Annotated in this window: 15 protein-coding genes; 10 read left to right on the top strand and 5 right to left on the bottom strand. The window is 68.2% G+C overall.

Features of this window, described 5'->3' with window-relative positions:
* Window positions 1-233: 233 nt before the first annotated feature.
* From ACFWQG_RS06260 to ACFWQG_RS06235, 6 genes are all read left to right on the top strand, one after another.
* Complete coding sequence (locus tag ACFWQG_RS06260; protein ID WP_378506714.1) at window positions 234-1,706, top strand: aldehyde dehydrogenase; 1,473 nt, start codon at window positions 234-236, stop codon at window positions 1,704-1,706.
* A 63-nt stretch (window positions 1,707-1,769) separates the two neighbouring features.
* On the top strand, window positions 1,770-2,519 hold the full coding sequence (locus ACFWQG_RS06255; RefSeq protein ID WP_378506713.1) for an SDR family oxidoreductase: 750 nt from the start codon (window positions 1,770-1,772) through the stop codon (window positions 2,517-2,519).
* Complete coding sequence (locus ACFWQG_RS06250; protein WP_378506712.1) at window positions 2,516-3,427, top strand: NAD(P)-dependent oxidoreductase; 912 nt, start codon at window positions 2,516-2,518, stop codon at window positions 3,425-3,427. Before ACFWQG_RS06255 ends, ACFWQG_RS06250 begins: the two co-directional genes overlap by 4 nt.
* Window positions 3,424-3,873, top strand: coding sequence for a carboxymuconolactone decarboxylase family protein (locus ACFWQG_RS06245; protein WP_378506711.1), 450 nt, complete (start codon window positions 3,424-3,426; stop codon window positions 3,871-3,873). Before ACFWQG_RS06250 ends, ACFWQG_RS06245 begins: the two co-directional genes overlap by 4 nt.
* Before the next feature lie 152 nt (window positions 3,874-4,025).
* The gene (locus ACFWQG_RS06240) at window positions 4,026-5,495 is read left to right on the top strand and encodes an FAD-dependent oxidoreductase (RefSeq protein ID WP_378506710.1); all 1,470 of its coding nucleotides are present in this window, start codon (window positions 4,026-4,028) and stop codon (window positions 5,493-5,495) included.
* Between the two features lie 91 nt (window positions 5,496-5,586).
* The gene (locus ACFWQG_RS06235; RefSeq protein WP_378506709.1) at window positions 5,587-7,128 is read left to right on the top strand and encodes a hypothetical protein; all 1,542 of its coding nucleotides are present in this window, start codon (window positions 5,587-5,589) and stop codon (window positions 7,126-7,128) included.
* A gap of 21 nt (window positions 7,129-7,149) precedes the next feature.
* Here the strand turns inward: ACFWQG_RS06235 and kstD are convergent, their stop codons facing one another.
* Complete coding sequence (gene kstD / locus ACFWQG_RS06230; RefSeq protein WP_378506708.1) at window positions 7,150-8,835, bottom strand: 3-oxosteroid 1-dehydrogenase; 1,686 nt, start codon at window positions 8,833-8,835, stop codon at window positions 7,150-7,152.
* Window positions 8,836-8,864: 29 nt separating this feature from the next.
* Window positions 8,865-9,500 carry a TetR/AcrR family transcriptional regulator gene (locus ACFWQG_RS06225; RefSeq protein ID WP_378506707.1) on the bottom strand — a complete coding sequence of 212 codons (636 nt, stop codon included), beginning with the start codon at window positions 9,498-9,500 and terminating at the stop codon, window positions 8,865-8,867.
* Between the two features lie 341 nt (window positions 9,501-9,841).
* On the opposite strand from ACFWQG_RS06225, the gene ACFWQG_RS06220 reads away from it, so the two are divergent.
* Together ACFWQG_RS06220 and ACFWQG_RS06215 are read left to right on the top strand one after the other, a co-directional pair.
* Complete coding sequence (locus ACFWQG_RS06220; RefSeq protein ID WP_378506706.1) at window positions 9,842-10,003, top strand: hypothetical protein; 162 nt, start codon at window positions 9,842-9,844, stop codon at window positions 10,001-10,003.
* Window positions 10,004-10,130: 127 nt separating this feature from the next.
* A complete protein-coding gene (locus ACFWQG_RS06215) occupies window positions 10,131-11,636 on the top strand; it encodes a DUF222 domain-containing protein (protein ID WP_378506705.1) in 1,506 nt (501 codons plus the stop codon).
* A 330-nt stretch (window positions 11,637-11,966) separates the two neighbouring features.
* Here the strand turns inward: ACFWQG_RS06215 and ACFWQG_RS06210 are convergent, their stop codons facing one another.
* The 3 genes from ACFWQG_RS06210 to ACFWQG_RS06200 form a co-directional block, all read right to left on the bottom strand.
* Window positions 11,967-12,617: a cysteine hydrolase family protein gene (locus ACFWQG_RS06210; protein WP_378506704.1), complete on the bottom strand. Its 651-nt coding sequence runs from the start codon at window positions 12,615-12,617 to the stop codon at window positions 11,967-11,969.
* Between the two features lie 70 nt (window positions 12,618-12,687).
* The gene (locus ACFWQG_RS06205; RefSeq protein WP_378506703.1) at window positions 12,688-13,533 is read right to left on the bottom strand and encodes an LLM class F420-dependent oxidoreductase; all 846 of its coding nucleotides are present in this window, start codon (window positions 13,531-13,533) and stop codon (window positions 12,688-12,690) included.
* A 124-nt stretch (window positions 13,534-13,657) separates the two neighbouring features.
* Window positions 13,658-15,382 carry an acyl-CoA dehydrogenase family protein gene (locus ACFWQG_RS06200; RefSeq protein WP_378506702.1) on the bottom strand — a complete coding sequence of 575 codons (1,725 nt, stop codon included), beginning with the start codon at window positions 15,380-15,382 and terminating at the stop codon, window positions 13,658-13,660.
* A 119-nt stretch (window positions 15,383-15,501) separates the two neighbouring features.
* Here ACFWQG_RS06200 and ACFWQG_RS06195 point away from each other — a divergent pair, with 119 nt between their 5' ends.
* On the top strand, window positions 15,502-16,467 hold the full coding sequence (locus tag ACFWQG_RS06195) for an oxygenase MpaB family protein (RefSeq protein ID WP_378506701.1): 966 nt from the start codon (window positions 15,502-15,504) through the stop codon (window positions 16,465-16,467).
* Window positions 16,468-16,501: 34 nt separating this feature from the next.
* Entirely contained in the window at window positions 16,502-17,860 is a 1,359-nt protein-coding gene (locus tag ACFWQG_RS06190; protein ID WP_378506700.1) for a cytochrome P450, read from the top strand.
* Window positions 17,861-17,870: the final 10 nt, after the last annotated feature.

Raw genomic sequence — 17,870 nt, 5'->3', positions numbered from 1 at the left:
ACTACAGTTCGCGAAGCGCAACCATCGCCCCGGACAGCCGGCCGCACCGTGTCGCACACGATCATCGCCGACCGGCATCGCCGGTCGCGCAGCCGAACGAACCCGGCCCGAGTCAAACGCGCCATGACCGAACTCCCTTCTATGCGACGAGCGGAGATGTACCCGAAACCCGTTGCACGCGACATTTGTGCAAACTATAGTCCAGACACCTGTCCAGAAAGGAGTTTTGCGCAATGACGCTTCGACCTTCCGACAGCTCGGCACTGCTCGTCGACGGCAAGCTGATTCCCGGATCCGGCGGCACCTTCGAGATCGTCAATCCCGCAACCGAGGAGATCGTCGGCCGCGCCGCGGAGGCCACCGCCGCCGACATGGACGCGGCGATCGCGGCCGCACGCACGGCCTTCGACACCACCAACTGGTCCCGCGACCACGCCTTCCGCGCCCACTGCCTCCGCCAACTCCGCGACGCGCTGCAGTCGCACCTTGAGGAACTGCGCGAGATCACCATCGCCGAGGTCGGTGCGCCCGCCATGCTGACCAACGGGCCGCAGCTCGCCGGGCCGATCGAGGACCTGCGGTACTGGGCCGATCTCGCCGAAAACTATGCGTGGGAGCAGGATCTCGGCAGTGCAACCCCGATGGGCATCCCCACCCACCGCCGCCTGCTCAAGGAGGCGATCGGCGTGGTCGGCGCGATCACCCCGTGGAACTTCCCGCACCAGATCAACTTCGCCAAGCTCGGCCCGGCCCTCGCCGCGGGCAACACGGTGGTCCTCAAGCCTGCCCCCGACACGCCGTGGTGCGCGGCCCTGGTCGGCACGGTGATCGCCGAGGAGACCGACATCCCGCCCGGCGTCGTCAACATCGTCACCTCCACCGACCACCGGCTCGGCGAGCAACTGTGCACCGATCCCCGCGTCGACCTGATCTCGTTCACCGGGTCCACCGGCACCGGCCGCGCGGTGATGGCGGCGGCCTCACGGTCGCTGAAGAAGGTGTTCCTCGAACTCGGGGGCAAGTCCGCGTTCATCGTCCTCGACGACGCCGACATCGCGGGCGCCAGTTCCTACGCCGCGTTCTCGGTCGCCGTGCACGCCGGCCAGGGCTGTGCGCTGTGCACCCGGCTGCTGGTGCCCCGCGAACGGTACGACGAGGCGGTCGCGGCCGCGGCGCGGGCAATGGCCGGGGTCGGCACCGGCGACCCCACCGACCCCGGCACCGTGTGCGGCCCGCTGATCTCCGCGAAGCAACGCGACCGGGTCGAGGGCTACCTGAGGCTGGCCGTGGAGGAGGGCGGCACCGTCGTCACCGGCGGCGGGCGGCTCGCCTCCCTGGAACGCGGCTTCTTCATCGAACCGACTCTCATCGCCGGCCTGGACAACTCGTCAAGGGTTGCGCAGGAGGAGGTCTTCGGCCCGGTCCTGGTGGTGCTGCCGCACGATGGTGACGACGACGCGATCCGGATCGCGAACGACTCCCCCTACGGACTGTCCGGGGCGGTGTGGGGCACCGACCCCGATCGCATCGACCGGGTTGTCAGCGGCGTTCGCACCGGCACCCTCGGCGTCAACGGCGGCCTCTGGTACTCCGCCGACGCCCCGTTCGGCGGCTACAAGCAGTCCGGCATCGGCCGCGAGATGGGCGTCGCTGGCTTCGAGGAGTACCTCGAGACCAAGCTCGTCGCCTATCCCGCCACCACCTGAGCGGATCCACCCGCTCCACTCAGCTCGGCCACTCGAACTCGACCAGAAAGCAGGACATTTCACATGGGACGTTTCGACGGACGCACCGCGATCGTCACCGGTGCGGCACAGGGCATCGGCGAGGGGTACGCGAAGGCGCTGGCCGCGGACGGGGCCAACGTGGTGGTCGCCGACCTCAACGCGGAACTCGGTGAGCAGGTCGCCAAGCAGATCGGAGCCGACGGCGGCTCGGCGATCTTCGTACAGGTCGATGTCGCCGACGGCGCGTCGGCGCAGGCCCTGGCCGACGCGACGATCGCGAGGTTCGGCGGCATCGACCACCTGGTCAACAACGCCGCGATCTACGGCGGGATGAAGATCGATTCACTGCTGACCGTGGACTGGGACTACTACCGTCGGTTCATGTCGGTGAACATGGATGGCGCGCTGCAGGTCTGCCGGGCGGTGGTCCCGCACATGCGCGCAACCGGCGGCTCGATCGTCAACCAGTCCTCCACCGCCGCATGGACCTACTCCAACTACTACGGTCTGGCCAAGGCGGGCATCAACAGCCTCACCCAGCAGTTGGCGACCGAACTCGGCTGGTCAAAGATTCGGATCAACGCGATCGCCCCCGGCCCGATCGACACCGAAGCCACCCGGACGTCCACACCACAGGCCATCGTCGCCGACATGGTGAAACGGATCCCGTTGCAGCGGATGGGCACTCCCGAGGACCTCACCGGCCTGTGCCTGTTCCTGCTGTCCGACGAGGCGAGCTGGATCAGCGGCCAGATCTTCAACGTCGACGGCGGACAGGTGTACCGGTCATGAGCACGGGCACGCCGAACGCAACGGCGGTGACCGTCGGATACATCGGTCTCGGCAACATGGGTGCGCCGATGGCGAAGCGATTGCTGGACTGGCCGGGCGGGCTGGTGGTGTGCGACGCCCGCCCCGAGGCCGTGGAACCGTTCGTCGCCGACGGGGCCGCCGCGGCCGCCACCCCGGCCGCCGTCGCTGCGCAGGCCACGGTGATCTCGGTGACCGTCCTCGACGACACCCAGGTCCGCGACGTCGTCACCGGCCAGGACGGCATCCTGTCCACCGCAACGCCCGGCACCGTCGTCGCGGTGCACTCGACGATTGCGGACACCACCGCGGTGGAGTTGGCGCAGGCCTGCCTGCAGGCGGGGGTGCATCTGGTGGACGCCCCGATCAGTGGCGGCGCGATGGGCGCCAAGCAGGGTCGGCTCGCGGTCATGGTCGGTGGCACCGAGGAGGCGTTCGAGGCGGTGCGCGAACCCTTCGCCCGGTTCGCCGAACTGGTCGTGCGGGCGGGCGAGGTCGGCGCGGGTACCCGCATGAAACTGGCCCGCAATCTCCTGCACTTCATCTCGTTCACCGCGGCCACCGAGGCGCAGCGGCTTGCCGAGGCGGCGGGCCTGGATATACGTGAGCTCGGGAAGGTGGTGCGGCACACCGACGCGATCACCGGCGGGCCCGGCGCGATCATGCTCCGCGACACCACCGCACGGGTCGCCGAATCGGACGGGTGGTACTCGATCCTCGGGCACGTCCGCACCCTCGGAGAGAAGGACCTGTCGCTCGCGCTCGATCTCGGCGATCGGCTCGACGTCGACCTGCCGCTCGCCACCGCCGCGCTCACCGGACTCGGTCCCGGGCTCGGGGTGGGTCCCGGCACCCTCGCCCAATCCGTACCATCGAAGGAGCCCGCATGAGCGAGAACGGAAACGCAGCCGACGGCGTCACCAGTGAGGCCCGGCGTCGCGGTGTCGCGATGATGAACCAGGTCTACGGGTGGGAGATGCCCGCCGACGTGCCCGGCGACTTCTTCGCCGTCACCGCCGATCACCTGTTCGCCGATATCTGGACCCGCCAGGGACTGAGCCTGCGCGACCGACGCCTGCTGCTGCTCGGCGCGATCGCGGCACAGGGGCAGACGGAGGTCGCGAAGATTCAAATCAACGCGGCGATCGGAAACGAGGAGCTGACCGAGCAGCAGGTGGAGGAGGCCGCGATCTTCCTCTGCCACTACGTGGGCTGGCCGCTGGGGACCGGACTGAACAACGCCCTGATCTCGGTGAAGTCGGATCGACGGAAGGCCGCCCGGGCCGCGGAGAAGGCGGCGGCCGCACAGGCCGCCGAAAACGGTTCCGCTCCGTAACGCAATTCGGCCCCGAACCCCACCCGGACCGGAAATACTGCTCTGATGCGCGTCTCCGCCGCCCGTGCGTGATTTTCACCCCGGTTGGGGGGAAAATCACGCACAGTGCGGGGACCCGCACACTGCACCCGACACGAAGGACCCGATCACCCATGGCCGAGGCCACCCCCATCCGTCCCCTGCCCGCATCGAGCATCGACACCTGGCACCACGAGGCCGACGTGGTGATCGCCGGCTACGGCATCGCCGGGGTCAGCGCCGCGATCGAGGCCGCCCGCGCGGGCGCCGACGTCCTGGTCCTCGAGCGGACCAGCGGATGGGGTGGGGCGGCCGCCCTTGCCGGCGGGTTCATCTATCTCGGTGGCGGCACCCCGCTGCAGAAGGCCCTCGGGTTCGACGACACCCCCGAGAACATGAAGGCGTTCATGATGGCCGCCCTCGGCCCTGGCGCCGACGAGGAGAAGATCACCGACTACTGCGACGGCAGCGTCGACCACTACAACTGGCTGGTCGAGAACGGGGTGCCGTTCAAGGAGAGCTTCTATGGCCAGCCCGGCTGGGAGACCCCGTTCGACGACGGCCTGATGTACTCCGGCGGCGAGAACGCCGCGCCGTTCAACACCGTCGCCGCCCCCGCGCCGCGGGGGCACGTCCCGCAGATGACGGGCAAGCGGACCGGCGAGAAGGGCGGCGGCTACATGCTGATGAAGCCGCTCGTCGAGACCGCCGAGAAGCTCGGCGTCACCGCCGAGTACGACATGCGCGTGCAGCGACTCATCACCGACGAGTCCGGCCGCGTCGTGGGCATCGTCGCCAAGCAGTACGGCAAGGAGCTCGCGATCCGGGCGCGTCGCGGCGTCGTCCTCGCCACCGGCAGCTTCGCCTACAACAAGGAGATGGTGCAGAATTACGCACCGCGGCTGATCGGCAAGCCGGGCGCGTCCATCGAGGAGCACGACGGCAAGGCCATCCAGATGGCGCAGGCAATCGGTGCCGACCTCTCCCACATGGACGCCACCGAGGTCGCGTTCTTCGGTGATCCGCAGCTGATGGCCCGCGGCATCCTCGTCAACGGCCGCGGTCAGCGCTACGTCAACGAGGACACCTACCCGGGGCGGATCGGACAGGAAACGTTGCTGCGCAACGGAAACCAGGCGTATCTGATCATCGACGAGGCGGCATATGAGGAGGGTTGCGCAGGCGACAGCTCCACTCCGTACTTCCGCTTCCAGCCGAAGTGGGTTGCCGAGACCGTCGAGGAACTCGAATCCGAGATGGGCTTGCCCGCGGGCACCCTGCAGTCGACGGTCGAGGTGTACAACCGGCACGCCGCGAACGGCGAGGATCCGGTCCTCGGGAAGAAGCCGGAATGGTGCAAGCCGATCGGCTCCCCCATCGCCGCACTGGATCTGCGCAACTGCACCGCGGGCTTCACCCTCGGCGGCCTGCGCACCACGATCAACTCCGAGGTCCTGCACGTCTCCGGTGAGCCGATCCCCGGCCTGTTCGCCGCCGGGCGCTGCACATCCGGGGTGTGCGCGGGCGGGTACGCGTCCGGAACCTCGCTCGGCGATGGCAGCTTCTACGGCCGCCGCGCGGGCATCTCGGCGGCGAAGGGCTGACCGCTTTGGGGTGGCCCGTGCGGATCACCGGCCACCCCGAAGCGCTCGATGCTGGTAGCGTCGCCAGCATGTCCACCGCGCAGAAAGGCTCATGACGGGCCGTCGCACTCTCGCCGTCGAGGTTGAGAACATCGCCATCGAGGACGGCGAGGCCCCGCTCCCCCGGGTCGGGTCGGTCATCGCACTGTCGCTCAGGTTTGTCGAGCTCCCACCCGCCACCGATGACGTGGTGACGATGTGCGCTCCGCTGGAACCTGATCCGGGACCCCCTATCCAGGCGTACGCCGGCGAGGACACCCCACGGCGCACGCAGTGGTCGGGGCTGCTCCGCGGGGACGGCTGGACGGCGTCCTGGCGCGGCTTCCGTCCCCGCACCGGGCAGGTCGAACTCACCGGCCGCTTCCACTGCGTCCTCGGCGACGACGCCGGACGCGTGCGGGGGCGCGTCACCCGGGTTCGGATCGTGAGCGAGCGCTTTCGACGCCGACCCGGACCCGGTACCGCATGGAACATGTCGGCGGGGCACCGGAGACTCCGGGACGTCGACGTCTCGCCGCGGTTCTTCGACCGTGAGGCGCTGTACGCGCAGGACCGGGACGAGGCGGACTCCGATGTCGGCGTGTTGATCGACCTCGAACTCGACGACGTGCCCACGCTGCCGACCCGACCGAGCATCGTCCCCGGCGGCGTCTCGGCGGCTGGCGGACGGCTGTGGGTGTCGGACTGCACCCTGCCCGTAGTGGTGAGCATCGACCGTGACCGCACCGTTCGTGAACACGTGCTGCCCGCACCGATCGGCCCGTCCCGCCGCGTCTGGGCGACACCGACGGGCTGCTGGGTCGGCGGCCGCGACGGCCTCTTCCGGTGTGCCGACGACGCGGAGCCACGTCGCGTCGGTGACGGGGCAGCACACACGGCAGTAGTCCTGGGCGACGCGCTGCTGGTGTGCCGAGCGGAGGGCGCTTGGGTGCTGCACCGACCGGACGCCGACCCCGTCGAGATTGACGCTCCGCATGGCCATGTCGCCGCGATCGCCAGCGACAGGGCGGTGGCCATTGCCGCTGTTGCACTGGATAATTCGACTATCCGACTCGTTCGGGTCGACCCGACCGGCGCGGCGACGATCGGTCCGGAACTGCGGCACTCCGGACGGAGCAGCCGCCTGTTCCTCGCCGGATCACCGTCACTCCTCTTCCTGGGCGACCACGCGGTGCCGGTGCTTCCGGACCTGACGCTCGGAACGCCGCGACGGCTGCCCAGCACGGTGATGGTCGGCGGACAGGTCGGGCCGTACGCGTGGACCGTCAATCACCCACCGGACGGGTCGGGACGATCGGGATGGTGGCCGCTGCCCGGTCCGGTGGATTACGACCGCGGGCGACAGTTCTGGCTGTTCACCCTGCTGGACCCGCACACGCTGGAACCGGTACGCAGCACCCCAATCCTCGCGACCCGGCCATCGGTCACGGTCGACGACGACGGCGCCGTGTGGGTCGTGGCCGAGGGGGTTCGGTCAATCCCCGACGCCACGATGCGGTGGCCGGAGGTGCTCGACGTCGCCGCACTCCTCGATGCATCGCGCAGTCGAGAGCCACGCCCGCCCCGCGACCCCGCCGATCCTGATCCGCCGTGACCGCGTGGCTCCCGGTGGGGATCAGCCGGGCTGCGCGGCGTCGAGCGCGGCGAGGTACCCGAAGACGATCGCCGGTCCAATGGTCGCCCCTGGGCCCGCATAGGTATGTCCCATGACCGGCGCGCTGGTGTTGCCCGCCGCGTAGAGTCCGCCGATCACGGTGCCGTCGGCGTGGAGAACCCTTCCGACGCTATCGGTTTCCACACCACCCTTGGTTCCGAGGTCACCGGGCACCATCTGCGCCGCGTAGAACGGCGGCTTGGTCAGTTCCCCGAGGCTGGGGTTCGGCCTGTTGGTGATGTCGCCGTAGTAGTGGTCGTAGCGACTCTGCCCGCGGCCGAAGTCGGGGTCGGTGCCCGACCGGGCGTGCGCGTTGAACCGGTCGACGGTACCGGCCAGCGCGTCGGCGGGAATGCCGATTTTCTCGGCCAACTCACGCATCGAGCCGGCACTGGTGATGACGCCGGACCGCTGCCACGACCGCGGCAGCGGCTGCCTGGCGGGAACGCCTGCGAACATGTAGCGGTTGCGGTACGTCTGGTCGAAGATCAGCCAGGCGGGGAGGTTGTCCGCCGGACCGTCGCCCTGCCCGAAGGGGCCGCCGAACATTCGGTGGGTCGCCTCGACGTAGGGCAGGGATTCGTTCATGAACCGGACGCCGCGGTCGTTGACCATCAGGCTGCGCGGCAACGATCGTTCGGCCAGCGCGAACCACGGTCCGTTCGGCAGCGGGATCGACGGAGCCCACCACGCATCGTCCATGCAGGCGACGGAGGCGCCGATGCTCATGCCCGCGGTGATCCCGTCACCGGTGTTGGTCGGTGCGCCGAGGCTCCACGACGTGTCCACCGGTTCCCGCTGGTATCGCTGCCGCATGACGGCGTTGTGGTCGAACCCACCGCACGCGAGCACGACACCACGCCGGGCGCGGACCGTGGTTGGTCCCGTGCCGTCGTCGACGACGACGCCGATGACGCGGTCACCGTCGGTGACCAGCTCGGTCATCGCGGTGCCCAGCCGCACCGGAACACCGGCGGCGCGCACCCCGAGCATCAGTTGCCCCATCAATGCCGATCCGAGGCCGACCAGCTTCTTCCGTCGGATGCGTCCCATCGCCGTCCTGGCCCCGACTCGCAGCATCCGCTGCGGCCCCCGCCAGTGCCGCAATCCGGTGCTCAGCCAGCGGTAGTCGGACTGCTTGACCACGACGCCGAGCGGCGCCTTGGTGTACGAGGGATGCAGGGTCGCGAGGTCGGCGCCGAGCGCACTGGCGTCGAAGGGGCGCGGTTCGCAGGACCGTCCGGTGGCGCGGCCACCGGGGGCCTCGGGGAAGTAGTCCGAGTAGCCGTTCACCCATTCGAGGTCGAGCCCCGAGTTCGCGATCAGGAAGTCGAGCGCCTCTGGCCCCCGCTCAAGGTACGTCGCGATCCGGTCGGCGTCGGCGTCGTCGCCGACAATGCTGGTCAGGTAGGTGCGGGCCGCGGCGAGATCGTCGGACGGCGCGTCCCGCCGCAACACCGAGTTGCCCGGGATCCAGACGCCGCCACCGGACCGCGCGGACGATCCGCCCCAGTACTCGGACTTCTCGACGAGCACGGCTTCGAGGCCGTTGCGTGCGGCGGTGATCGCGGCCGCCATCCCCGCCGCACCCGAGCCGACGATGACGAGGTCGACCTCGTCCGTCACGCTGGCGGAATCCTGTGCCATTGTCGTTCCCTCCCTACGTTCGATGTCCATCACGATGTCCTGCTGCGGTTCTTCGACTTCCGTGGCGTCACGATCTGCTGAGTGCTCCATCGCTCACCGAGGACCGCGTCCAGCGCGCCCTCGACGCACACCGGGAGGGACGCGCCCCGGGTGCGTGGGCTGCGCAGCCACCGCAGGTAACCGAACTCGGCGGCGGCGAGCATGAGATGCACGAGCAGGCCGGGGTTGCTGTCGGATTCGGCGTCCCGGCCCATCCGCTGCGCCACCAGGTCGACCAGCCTGGCGCGGTGTTCCGGGGTGATGAGCGCGACGCGATCCAGCAGATGCGGTGCGGTCCGGAAGGCCGCCCGCCATTGCTCGACCTCCGTCGCCGCGAAGGTGGTGGAGCGGGCGAGGATCGACTGCAGGAGTGCAACGTCCGCGGGTTCATCGGCGGGCCGCTGTTCGAGCAGCGAGACGATGCCTGCGCCGCCTTCCCGGACCGGGTCGAGCAGCAGATCCTCCTTGCTGCGCACGTGCCGGAAGTAGGTGCTCGGCGAGATTCCGGCTTCGGCGGCGATCTGATCGGTCGTCACCGCGTCGAACCCGTCGCGGGCGAACAGCACGAACGCGGCCCGCTGGATCTCCGCACGGACCAGCGCCCGCTGACGCTCCCTCAATGACATTGCAGACCTTCCGTCGACATCAAGCATTGATGCGAGTATCTGCCTAGATGACAGTCACTGTCAAGCGTCGAGTCACTGCCACCATCCGACCAAGGCGCCCCGATTGGCGATGAACATTGCTGCGTATCAATCACTTCCCGATCCACTCCGTTGCCACCGGCGTGAAATGCCGACCAAGCCGCAAAGTGAGCCTCGACGACCTGGGCACCCACCGTTCCGGGTCGCCGCACCGAGCAGCTGGCATCCGCCGGAAGCCCGGAGTCAGACCGTCGCCGACGTAGCGATCACCTCCCGAACGAACCAACCGGCGAAGCAAATACCCAACCGCAAGAATCGGACCCATGACCTTGATCGGGGCACTCCTGCTCGTTGTCGGCAGCGCCGGAACGCTCGGCTCCATCCTGTACGGCGCGCCATTCCTCGGCCAGTGGACCGTCGCGGTCGCGGTTGCGTTCGTGATCATCGGAGTAGCGGGCGCATCCCTCATCACGCCACGCCGCTGATCTTCGCCCGACATTCCGAAAGCGACGGGACTCGGATGGTCAAGCAAACGCGAATATTGTTGCGCATCAATCGCATCCACACTCGAACACCCTTGCTATCGAACACACATACGAGTAACGTCAAGACATGGACCTCGACGAGCTACTCACCACACCCAACCGGGTACAGGCGTGGCAACTCGACGAAAACACACTGCCCACACTCATCCCCGAACTATCCCAACGACTGCGCCAACTCGACGCCCTCCGCGTCCACCTCGTCCACGAGATCGACGAACGCGGCACCACCCACACACTCGGCGCATCCTCCACCCAAACCTGGCTCTCCGACACCAGCAAACTCACCCCCGCAGTCGCCAAAACAATCATCGCCACCGGACGAAACCTCCGCGACAGGAAAGCCATCTCCGACGCCTTCACCGCCGGAACAGCGGACATCGACCAGATCCGGTCCATCACCGCCCTCCTCGATGACATCCCCCACCTCATCGCCGACCTCGACCCCACCCACATCAACGGCGAGCACATCGACCCCATCGCCGAATGCCGCCAACAATGCACCACCTACCTCCTCGCAGCGGCCGAACACGAACACAGCGCCGACACCGCCCGACGCGTCGCCGCCCTCCGCACCATGCTCACCAACGACGACGACGGCGTTCCACCCGACGACGAGAACACCACCCTCAACGAACTCTTCACCACCCCCACCACCGGCGGACGACTCCGAATCAAAGGCCACTTCGACAAAACCACCGGAGAACAAGTCCTCACCGCCCTGTCCGCACTATCGAAGCCGCAACCCGGACGCGACAACACCCACGGCGAACCCGACCCCGACCCACGCCCCGCACCCCAACGCCGCGCCGACGCCCTCGCCGACATCATCCGCCACTACCTCAACTCCGGCGACGCCCCCAGCGAAGGCAGCGAACAACCCCACATGACCGTCTTCGTCGGCCTCGGCGACCTCACCACCGCCACCGCACGCCACACCCCCGCAACGAAACCCCCGAACGAAAGCAGCAGGGGCAACGGCACACCCACCGACGACAACAACGCCGGCGGCCACTCGTACGGGAACGACCGCCGAGACACCGTCCAAGGCTCCGGCCACAGCTACATCCGCAGGGGTCCGGCGTGGATGCCATGGATGGGACCCATCAGCATCAACACCGCCGCCATCATCTCCTGCGACGCCACCATCACCCCCATCGTCATGGACGACAACGGCAACCCACTCGACATCGGCCACACCACCCGCATCATCCCCCGCCGACTCCGCCGCGCCCTCGACGCCCGCGACTGCGGCTGCGCCTACCCAGGATGCGGCCGACCCACCGCCTGGACCGACGCCCACCCTCCCCCAAGCACTTCGTGCAGGGAGGTGCCCCCATTCATCACTGGGCTAACGGAGGCGAAACGAAACTGTCGAACCTGGTGCTACTCTGCCGCTTTCACCACCGATACATCCACAAAGGCAAATGGACTGTGCACATCGGAGACGACGGCCACCCTCCCCCAAGCACTCCGTGCAGGGGGTACCCCCAGGTTCACACCCCCACACTGGATCGACCCCGACCGCAAACCCATCCCGGCACACAATCGAAAACAGCTGCTGTTCAGCACCTGAAACACCCTGAAACACAATAGAACCACGGAGCCGCCGAGGCCACGACCGGATAGGTCGCGGCCTGGGCGGCCGCCCGCCGCAGAAGTCCAGTCGACGCGACACTCGTTCATTCTTCAATGCAGCGTTGGAATGACTCCTCCCACGCATTGCATGTGATCGACCAACGCGTACCCAACGACCTTCTTCGAGAAGCAGTTGAAGACCGGCGCGGCGACGCAACCAGCCCTCCCAGGGTGTGGACTTGGATGCCCGTGGAATTCTTCTGCGCTACAACGCTCTTCAGTAAACACGATCCCACTCTTCGGCCGCGGCCGTGAACCTTCTGGCGCCTCACCGACCCCGATCTGCCGCGGAAAGCGCAGCAACGACCTCGGCTGTCGCGCAGAGGTTGACTCCGATCCTATCGAGATCCCCCACCCGTTCGGCGCTCGCCTGCGACACGGCGTCGATGACCAGCACGGTGCGAAAGTCCCTCTCGCTGGCATCGAACAGCGTCGCTCGCGGACAGTTGGGCAGATTGCAGCCAGCCACCACCACGGTGTCGCATCCCTGCGCACGCAGCAGCGACTCCAATTCCGTGCGATAGAAGGCACTCCATCGCGGTTTGAACAGCACAATCTCGTTCGGCCCGACGGCCTGACTACGCCCGGCGAGAAGCAGATCCTCATCCAATCGGTACCCCGGCGGCAGGATCCCGTCGGCGATCTGGCATCCGTCGGTTCCGGGAGCCGCCATCTCGGCGCCGCGTTCGATCGACTCGCGCCGAAGCACGTCGACATCCGAACCCCCAGGCGGGTACAGACGAACCACATGAACGACGGGGCGACCGGCGAGCCGGAACGCGCGCACCAACGATGAGACATTCGGCACGACGTTCGTCGTTCCCGGCACCGCGGCGTGTCCGCCGTCGAGGAAGTCACGCTGCAGGTCGATCACGACCAGAGCGGCCCGATCCCACCGTGGCGCGAGATAGTCCGTCACACCGCTCCCCTGCCCACACTCGACGACGGGCGCATTCTCCGCCCGGGTGCCCGCCGACCCCCGCGACCGGTCAGCGTCCGAGCTTGCCCGCGAGCTTCTCCAGGTAGGCGGTGACGGTGTCCTCGTCGGCGTCGGGCATGCCGTACACGACCTCGTCGATGCCGAGATCCTGCCACCGCGACAGGGTCTCGGGGACCGGCTTGCGGTCCAGGACCACGATCCGCGGTGCCCCGTCCCGGCCCGCGGCCTCCCAAGTCTTGCGCAGCAGCAACACGTTGTCCTCGATGTCCCGCTCGATCGGGGTAGTCATCCAGCCGTCCGCCGATCGGGAGATCCACTTGAAGTTCTTCTCGTTCCCCGCCGCGCCGACGATGATCGGAACCCGCGGCTGCTGAATCGGTTTCGGCCACGCCCAGCTGGGACCGAAGGAGAGGAACTCGCCCTCGTAGGACGCCTCCTCCTGCGACCACAGCGCCTGCATGCCCTCCAGGTACTCGCGCAGCATCGTGCGGCGCTTGTTCGTCGGGACGCCGTGGTCGGTGAGCTCGTCCAGATTCCAGCCGTAGCCGACGCCGAGCGTCACGCGGCCACCGGACAGGTGGTCGAGGGACGCGATCGTCTTCGCGAGGGTGATGGGGTCATGCTCGACGGGCAGCGCGACGGCGGTGCCGAGCCGGATCCGCGACGTCACCGAGGCCGCGGTGCCGAGCGAGACCCACGGGTCGAGGGTCCGCATGTAGCGGTCGTCGGGGAGCGACTCGTCACCGGTCTGCGGGTGGGCGGCATCGCGGCGCACCGGGATGTGGGTGTGCTCGGGGACATAGAACGAGTCGAACCCGAACTGCTCCACCGCGCGCGCCGCGGCCGCGGGGGTGATGCCGCGGTCGCTCGTGAACAGGGTGATGCCAAACTCCACCGTCGTCTCCTCATGCCGTCGCTCGAAGGCCCAGACCCTCAGTGCCGGACACCTGTTTATCACGGTGTCCGGCGCAGGGCGTCCGGAACGCAGGGAGGACCCACGCGCGGCGCGGGACGCCCCGCTACGGGCGCATCTCGTACGCACCGTCGTTGGCGACGACGCGCTCCCACATCCGGTCGAAGCGGGCCGCGTCGACCTCGGGCTTGCGGATCGCCCCGAGCGCCCACTGCTGCTGCGCGGGCGTCGACGACGCCTTCCCGTGCAGCACGGTTGCGTGGCCGGAGAAGTCCCGGACCTGGAAGTCGAAGATCTGGTCGAGCACGTCGTGGTCGAGCGCGGTGCGGGCGGCCTGCTCGAGGATCAGCTGGCCGTACACGATCAGCGAGAACAGGTGCCCGACGGCGAGCATGAAATCGAGGTCCTCGCGCTGCCCCTCATCCGGCGGTGCGGTGGTCAGCAGCACCGTCAGCGCCCGCGCCTGCTCGAAGAACCGGGCCACGTTGGGGACGTCCGCGTACCGACGGTAGGCGGTGGTCCAGTCGTGGAACGTCACCGTGGCGGCGCCGCGGGTCGGACCCTGATCCCAGAAGAAGATGTCGTCGGCGGCCTCCTGCCGCGTCCCGACCTCCGGACGCTCGGCGGGCGCGAAGAGGTAGTTCGGCATGAACTTGAGAACCAGCCCGACATTGACGTGCACGGTGCCCTCGAGTTTGGGCAGCATCCCGATGTACCGGACCGCCTCCTGGAAGTAGGTGCTCTTCTCGTAGCCCTTCGCGGCGATCACGTCATGCAGCAGCCCAACGACCTTCTCCCCCTCCATCGTCACCTTCGACTTGGTCATCGGGTTGAACAGCAGGTAGCGCCGGTCGTCCCGCGACGCGCTCCGGAAGTAGTCGACGGCGCGGGCGCTGAACAGCTTCATCGCGGCCGTCCTGGCATACGCGTCGACGAAACTCGCCCGCACGTGCGCGAACTCGGTGACCGGCCTGCCGTACAGAACCCGGTGGTGCGCGTGGGTGATCGCCTCATAGAAGGCGTGCTCGCAGATGCCGATCGATCCGGTGCACAGGTTGAACTTGCCGACATTGACGGTGTTCAGTGCTGCCTCGAACGCCGCGACGCCGGTGTGCAGGACGTCCGCCTCCCGCACCGGATACTCCTCGAGCCGGAAGGCGCTCACGTACATCGGACTGTGCAGCACGTTGTCGATCAGGTGATAGCCGGGATGGTGACTGTCGACGACGAAGAAGACGTACCCGTCGGCGCCGTCGACGTCGGCGCGACGCCCGAACACCGACACCATGCCCGCAACGTTGCCGTTGCCGATGTAGTACTTGTCGCCGGTGGCCCGAAAGGCCAGCTCGCCGCCGGGCGGGGCGGGCGTGAGCACCATGTCGGTGGAGTAGACGTCGGCGCCGTGATCCCGCTCGGACAGCCCGAACGCCATGACGCCGCCGTGCACCAGTTGCGCGGCGGCCCGGCGGCCAGCCTCGGTGTTCGTGCTCATCCAGATCGGCCCGAGGCCGAGGACGGTGACCTGCCAGGCGTACCAGTACGGGAGGCCGTAGAAGCCGAGGATCTCGCTGAGCGCGGCGTTGCGGGCCGCGTCCCAGCGTCGGTTCTCGTCGCCGTCGCCGTACGCGGCCGGTGTCAGGAAGGTGGCGAACAGCTTCTCCCTGCGGACGAAGTCCAGGAAGTCCTCCGCCCAGACCGCGTTCAAATCATCATGCAGCACTTGCCGTTTGCCGCGGGCCTCGAACCAGTCGACGGTCGCACGCAGCAGTCGACGGGTCTCCGGATCAAATTCCTGCGGGTCGTAGGTGCTCGGATTGAACAGCTCGGTCACGGCGCGGCCCTTTCGTCGGCGTCCCCCACCCAAGCTACTTGTGTGACCGGGGCCACGCAGGTACGGTCATGACACACAAACATTGTTTTGTTCCAACGTTCCAGGCGACAGGAGTTCGCATGACGCCACTCCGCGCGCCCGTCGGCGACGCAGGCCCGACCGCGCCGGGGCGACCCACCTTCGAGGACGGCATCCGCGAGGCCCTGCCAATGCCCGTCGACGACGGGTCCGCGGAGCCGGTGACGCCGCTCGGCCCGGACTCGCTGGTGTGGAAGTACTACGGCGACGTGCGCGGACTGCTCGGCTTCCAACGGCTCGCCGGCACCGAGAACTGCATCGAACAGCTCGGCAAGGCCGTCGAGGACCATTCGGTGATCTTCGCCGACACCCTCGGCCGGGCGCGGCGCAGCGGGCCACCGATCATGAAGACGGTCTACAGCGCGGACCCGCACGGCTGGGGCCGCACGGTCCGCGACTTCCACACGCCGATCAAGGGCACCATCGCCGACGGTTCGCGCTACCACGCGCTGAACCCGGAGCTGTTCTACTGGGCGCACGCGACGTTCGTTGACCAGGTCCTCTACATCACCGACACGTTCATCCGCCGTCTCTCGGACGCCGAGAAGGCGCGAATCTTCGAGGAGAGCAAGGCCTGGTACCGGCTGTACGGGGTCAGCGATCGCAGCCAGCCGCACACCTACGCCGAGTTCGTCGAGTACTGGGACGCGATGCTGGACCGGTTCGTTCCGACCCGGACGATCGTCTACGCCACCGGGTATATCCGCAGGGGCATCCCCGGACCCCGGCGGATCCCGAGGCCGGTCTGGCGGGTGCTGTCCGCGCCGCTCAACGCGTTCACCCGGACCATCGTCGTCGGCACCGTCCCCCCGCAGATGCGTGCGGTGTGCGGTCTCGACTGGGATGACAGGAAGGAGAAGCATTTTCAGCGCTTCGCCGCGGCGATGCGGGCACTGAACCCGCTGCTGAACCGGCTGCCGGTGCGGGTGCTGTACCTGCCGTGGGCGAGCCAGGCCTGGCGACGGGTCGGCGTCGACCCGCGGCCGCTGCACAACACGCCCGTCTGACCGTCCCCCGCCGACCGACATCCCAGGAGTTGCCATGCGTCGCAAGCAGTTGGCCACCGTCCCCACGGGCAGCGGGCTGAAACCGATCCACGGCACCGGTGACCCCGGCGTGATCGAGGTGCTCCGGTTCTTCCGGGACCCCGTCGCCATGGTCGCCAAACGCCGCGCCGCCTACGGTGACATCACCTACATCAACTCGTTCGGCCTCCGATTCGTGATCCCCCTCGACGCCGACGGCTGCGAGGCCGTCGCGATGAACCGGGACAGGGCGTTCGCGAACGAGCCCGCCTGGGGCTTCCTGATCGGACCGTTCTTCCGCCGCGGCATCCTGTTGATGGACTTCGAGGAGCACCGCCACCACCGGCGAATCATGCAGCAGGCCTTCAGCAACACCCATCTCAAGGGCTACCTGCAGGACATGCAACCGATGCTCGCCGAGCGGGTTGCCCAGCTGCCGCTCGGCGACGGCGGAGCCACCGGCGCCGTGCGCCTGCTCGACGAGTTCAAGCAGATCACCCTGGACCTGGCGCTGGAGATCTTCCTCGGCCTCGACCTACCGCGCGACGAGGCCGACCGGATCAACCGGGCGTTCGTCGACTGCGTCGGCGCCGGGCTGTCGATCGTGCGGAAGAACATCCCGGGCACCCGCTGGGCCCGTGGGCTGGCGGGACGCCGGGTCCTCGAGGACTTCTTCCACGAGCACCTGCCCGCCAAGCGCGCCACCCCGACCCCGGACCTGTTCTCGGTGCTCTGCCACGCGCAGGACGAGGAGGGGCACACGTTCACCGACGAGGACGTGGTCAACCACATGATCTTCGTGCTGATGGCCGCGCACGACACCTCGACGATCACGCTCACCACGATGGCGTACTACCTGGCCAGGCACCCGCAATGGCAGGAGACGGCGCGGGCGCAGTCCCGCGCCCTCCCCACCGAGATCTCCTACGACACCCTCGACGAGTTCACCGTCCTCGACCGCGTCATGCGGGAGTCGCTGCGACTGAACTCGCCCGTCCCCGGGTTGCCGCGCCGGGCGATCAAGGACACCGAGATCTGCGGGCATCACATCCCGGCCGGCACCTACGTCGCCGCGATCGGCCTGGTCAATCACCACAACCCGGCGCTGTGGACCGACCCGGAGCGCTTCGACCCGGATCGCTTCGCGAGCGACCGCGCGGAGGACCGGGTGCACCGCTACGCCTGGATGCCGTTCGGCGGCGGGGTGCACAAGTGCATCGGCCTGTACTTCGCGCAGATGGAGGTCAAGACGATCATGCACAACATGCTGCTCCGGTACGAGTGGTCCACCCCTGAGGAGTACCGGTGGACACTCGACAACTCCACCCTCCCGGTGCCGAAGGACGGTCTGCCGGTGCGCCTTCGCGCACTGTAGGCGGACACCG

The sequence above is a fragment of the Rhodococcus sp. NPDC058532 genome (assembly GCF_042719255.1).
Lineage (GTDB): Bacteria > Actinomycetota > Actinomycetes > Mycobacteriales > Mycobacteriaceae > Rhodococcus_G.
Note: the sequence above shows the minus strand (reverse complement) of the source record. Positions and strands in the feature narration are given on the sequence as shown.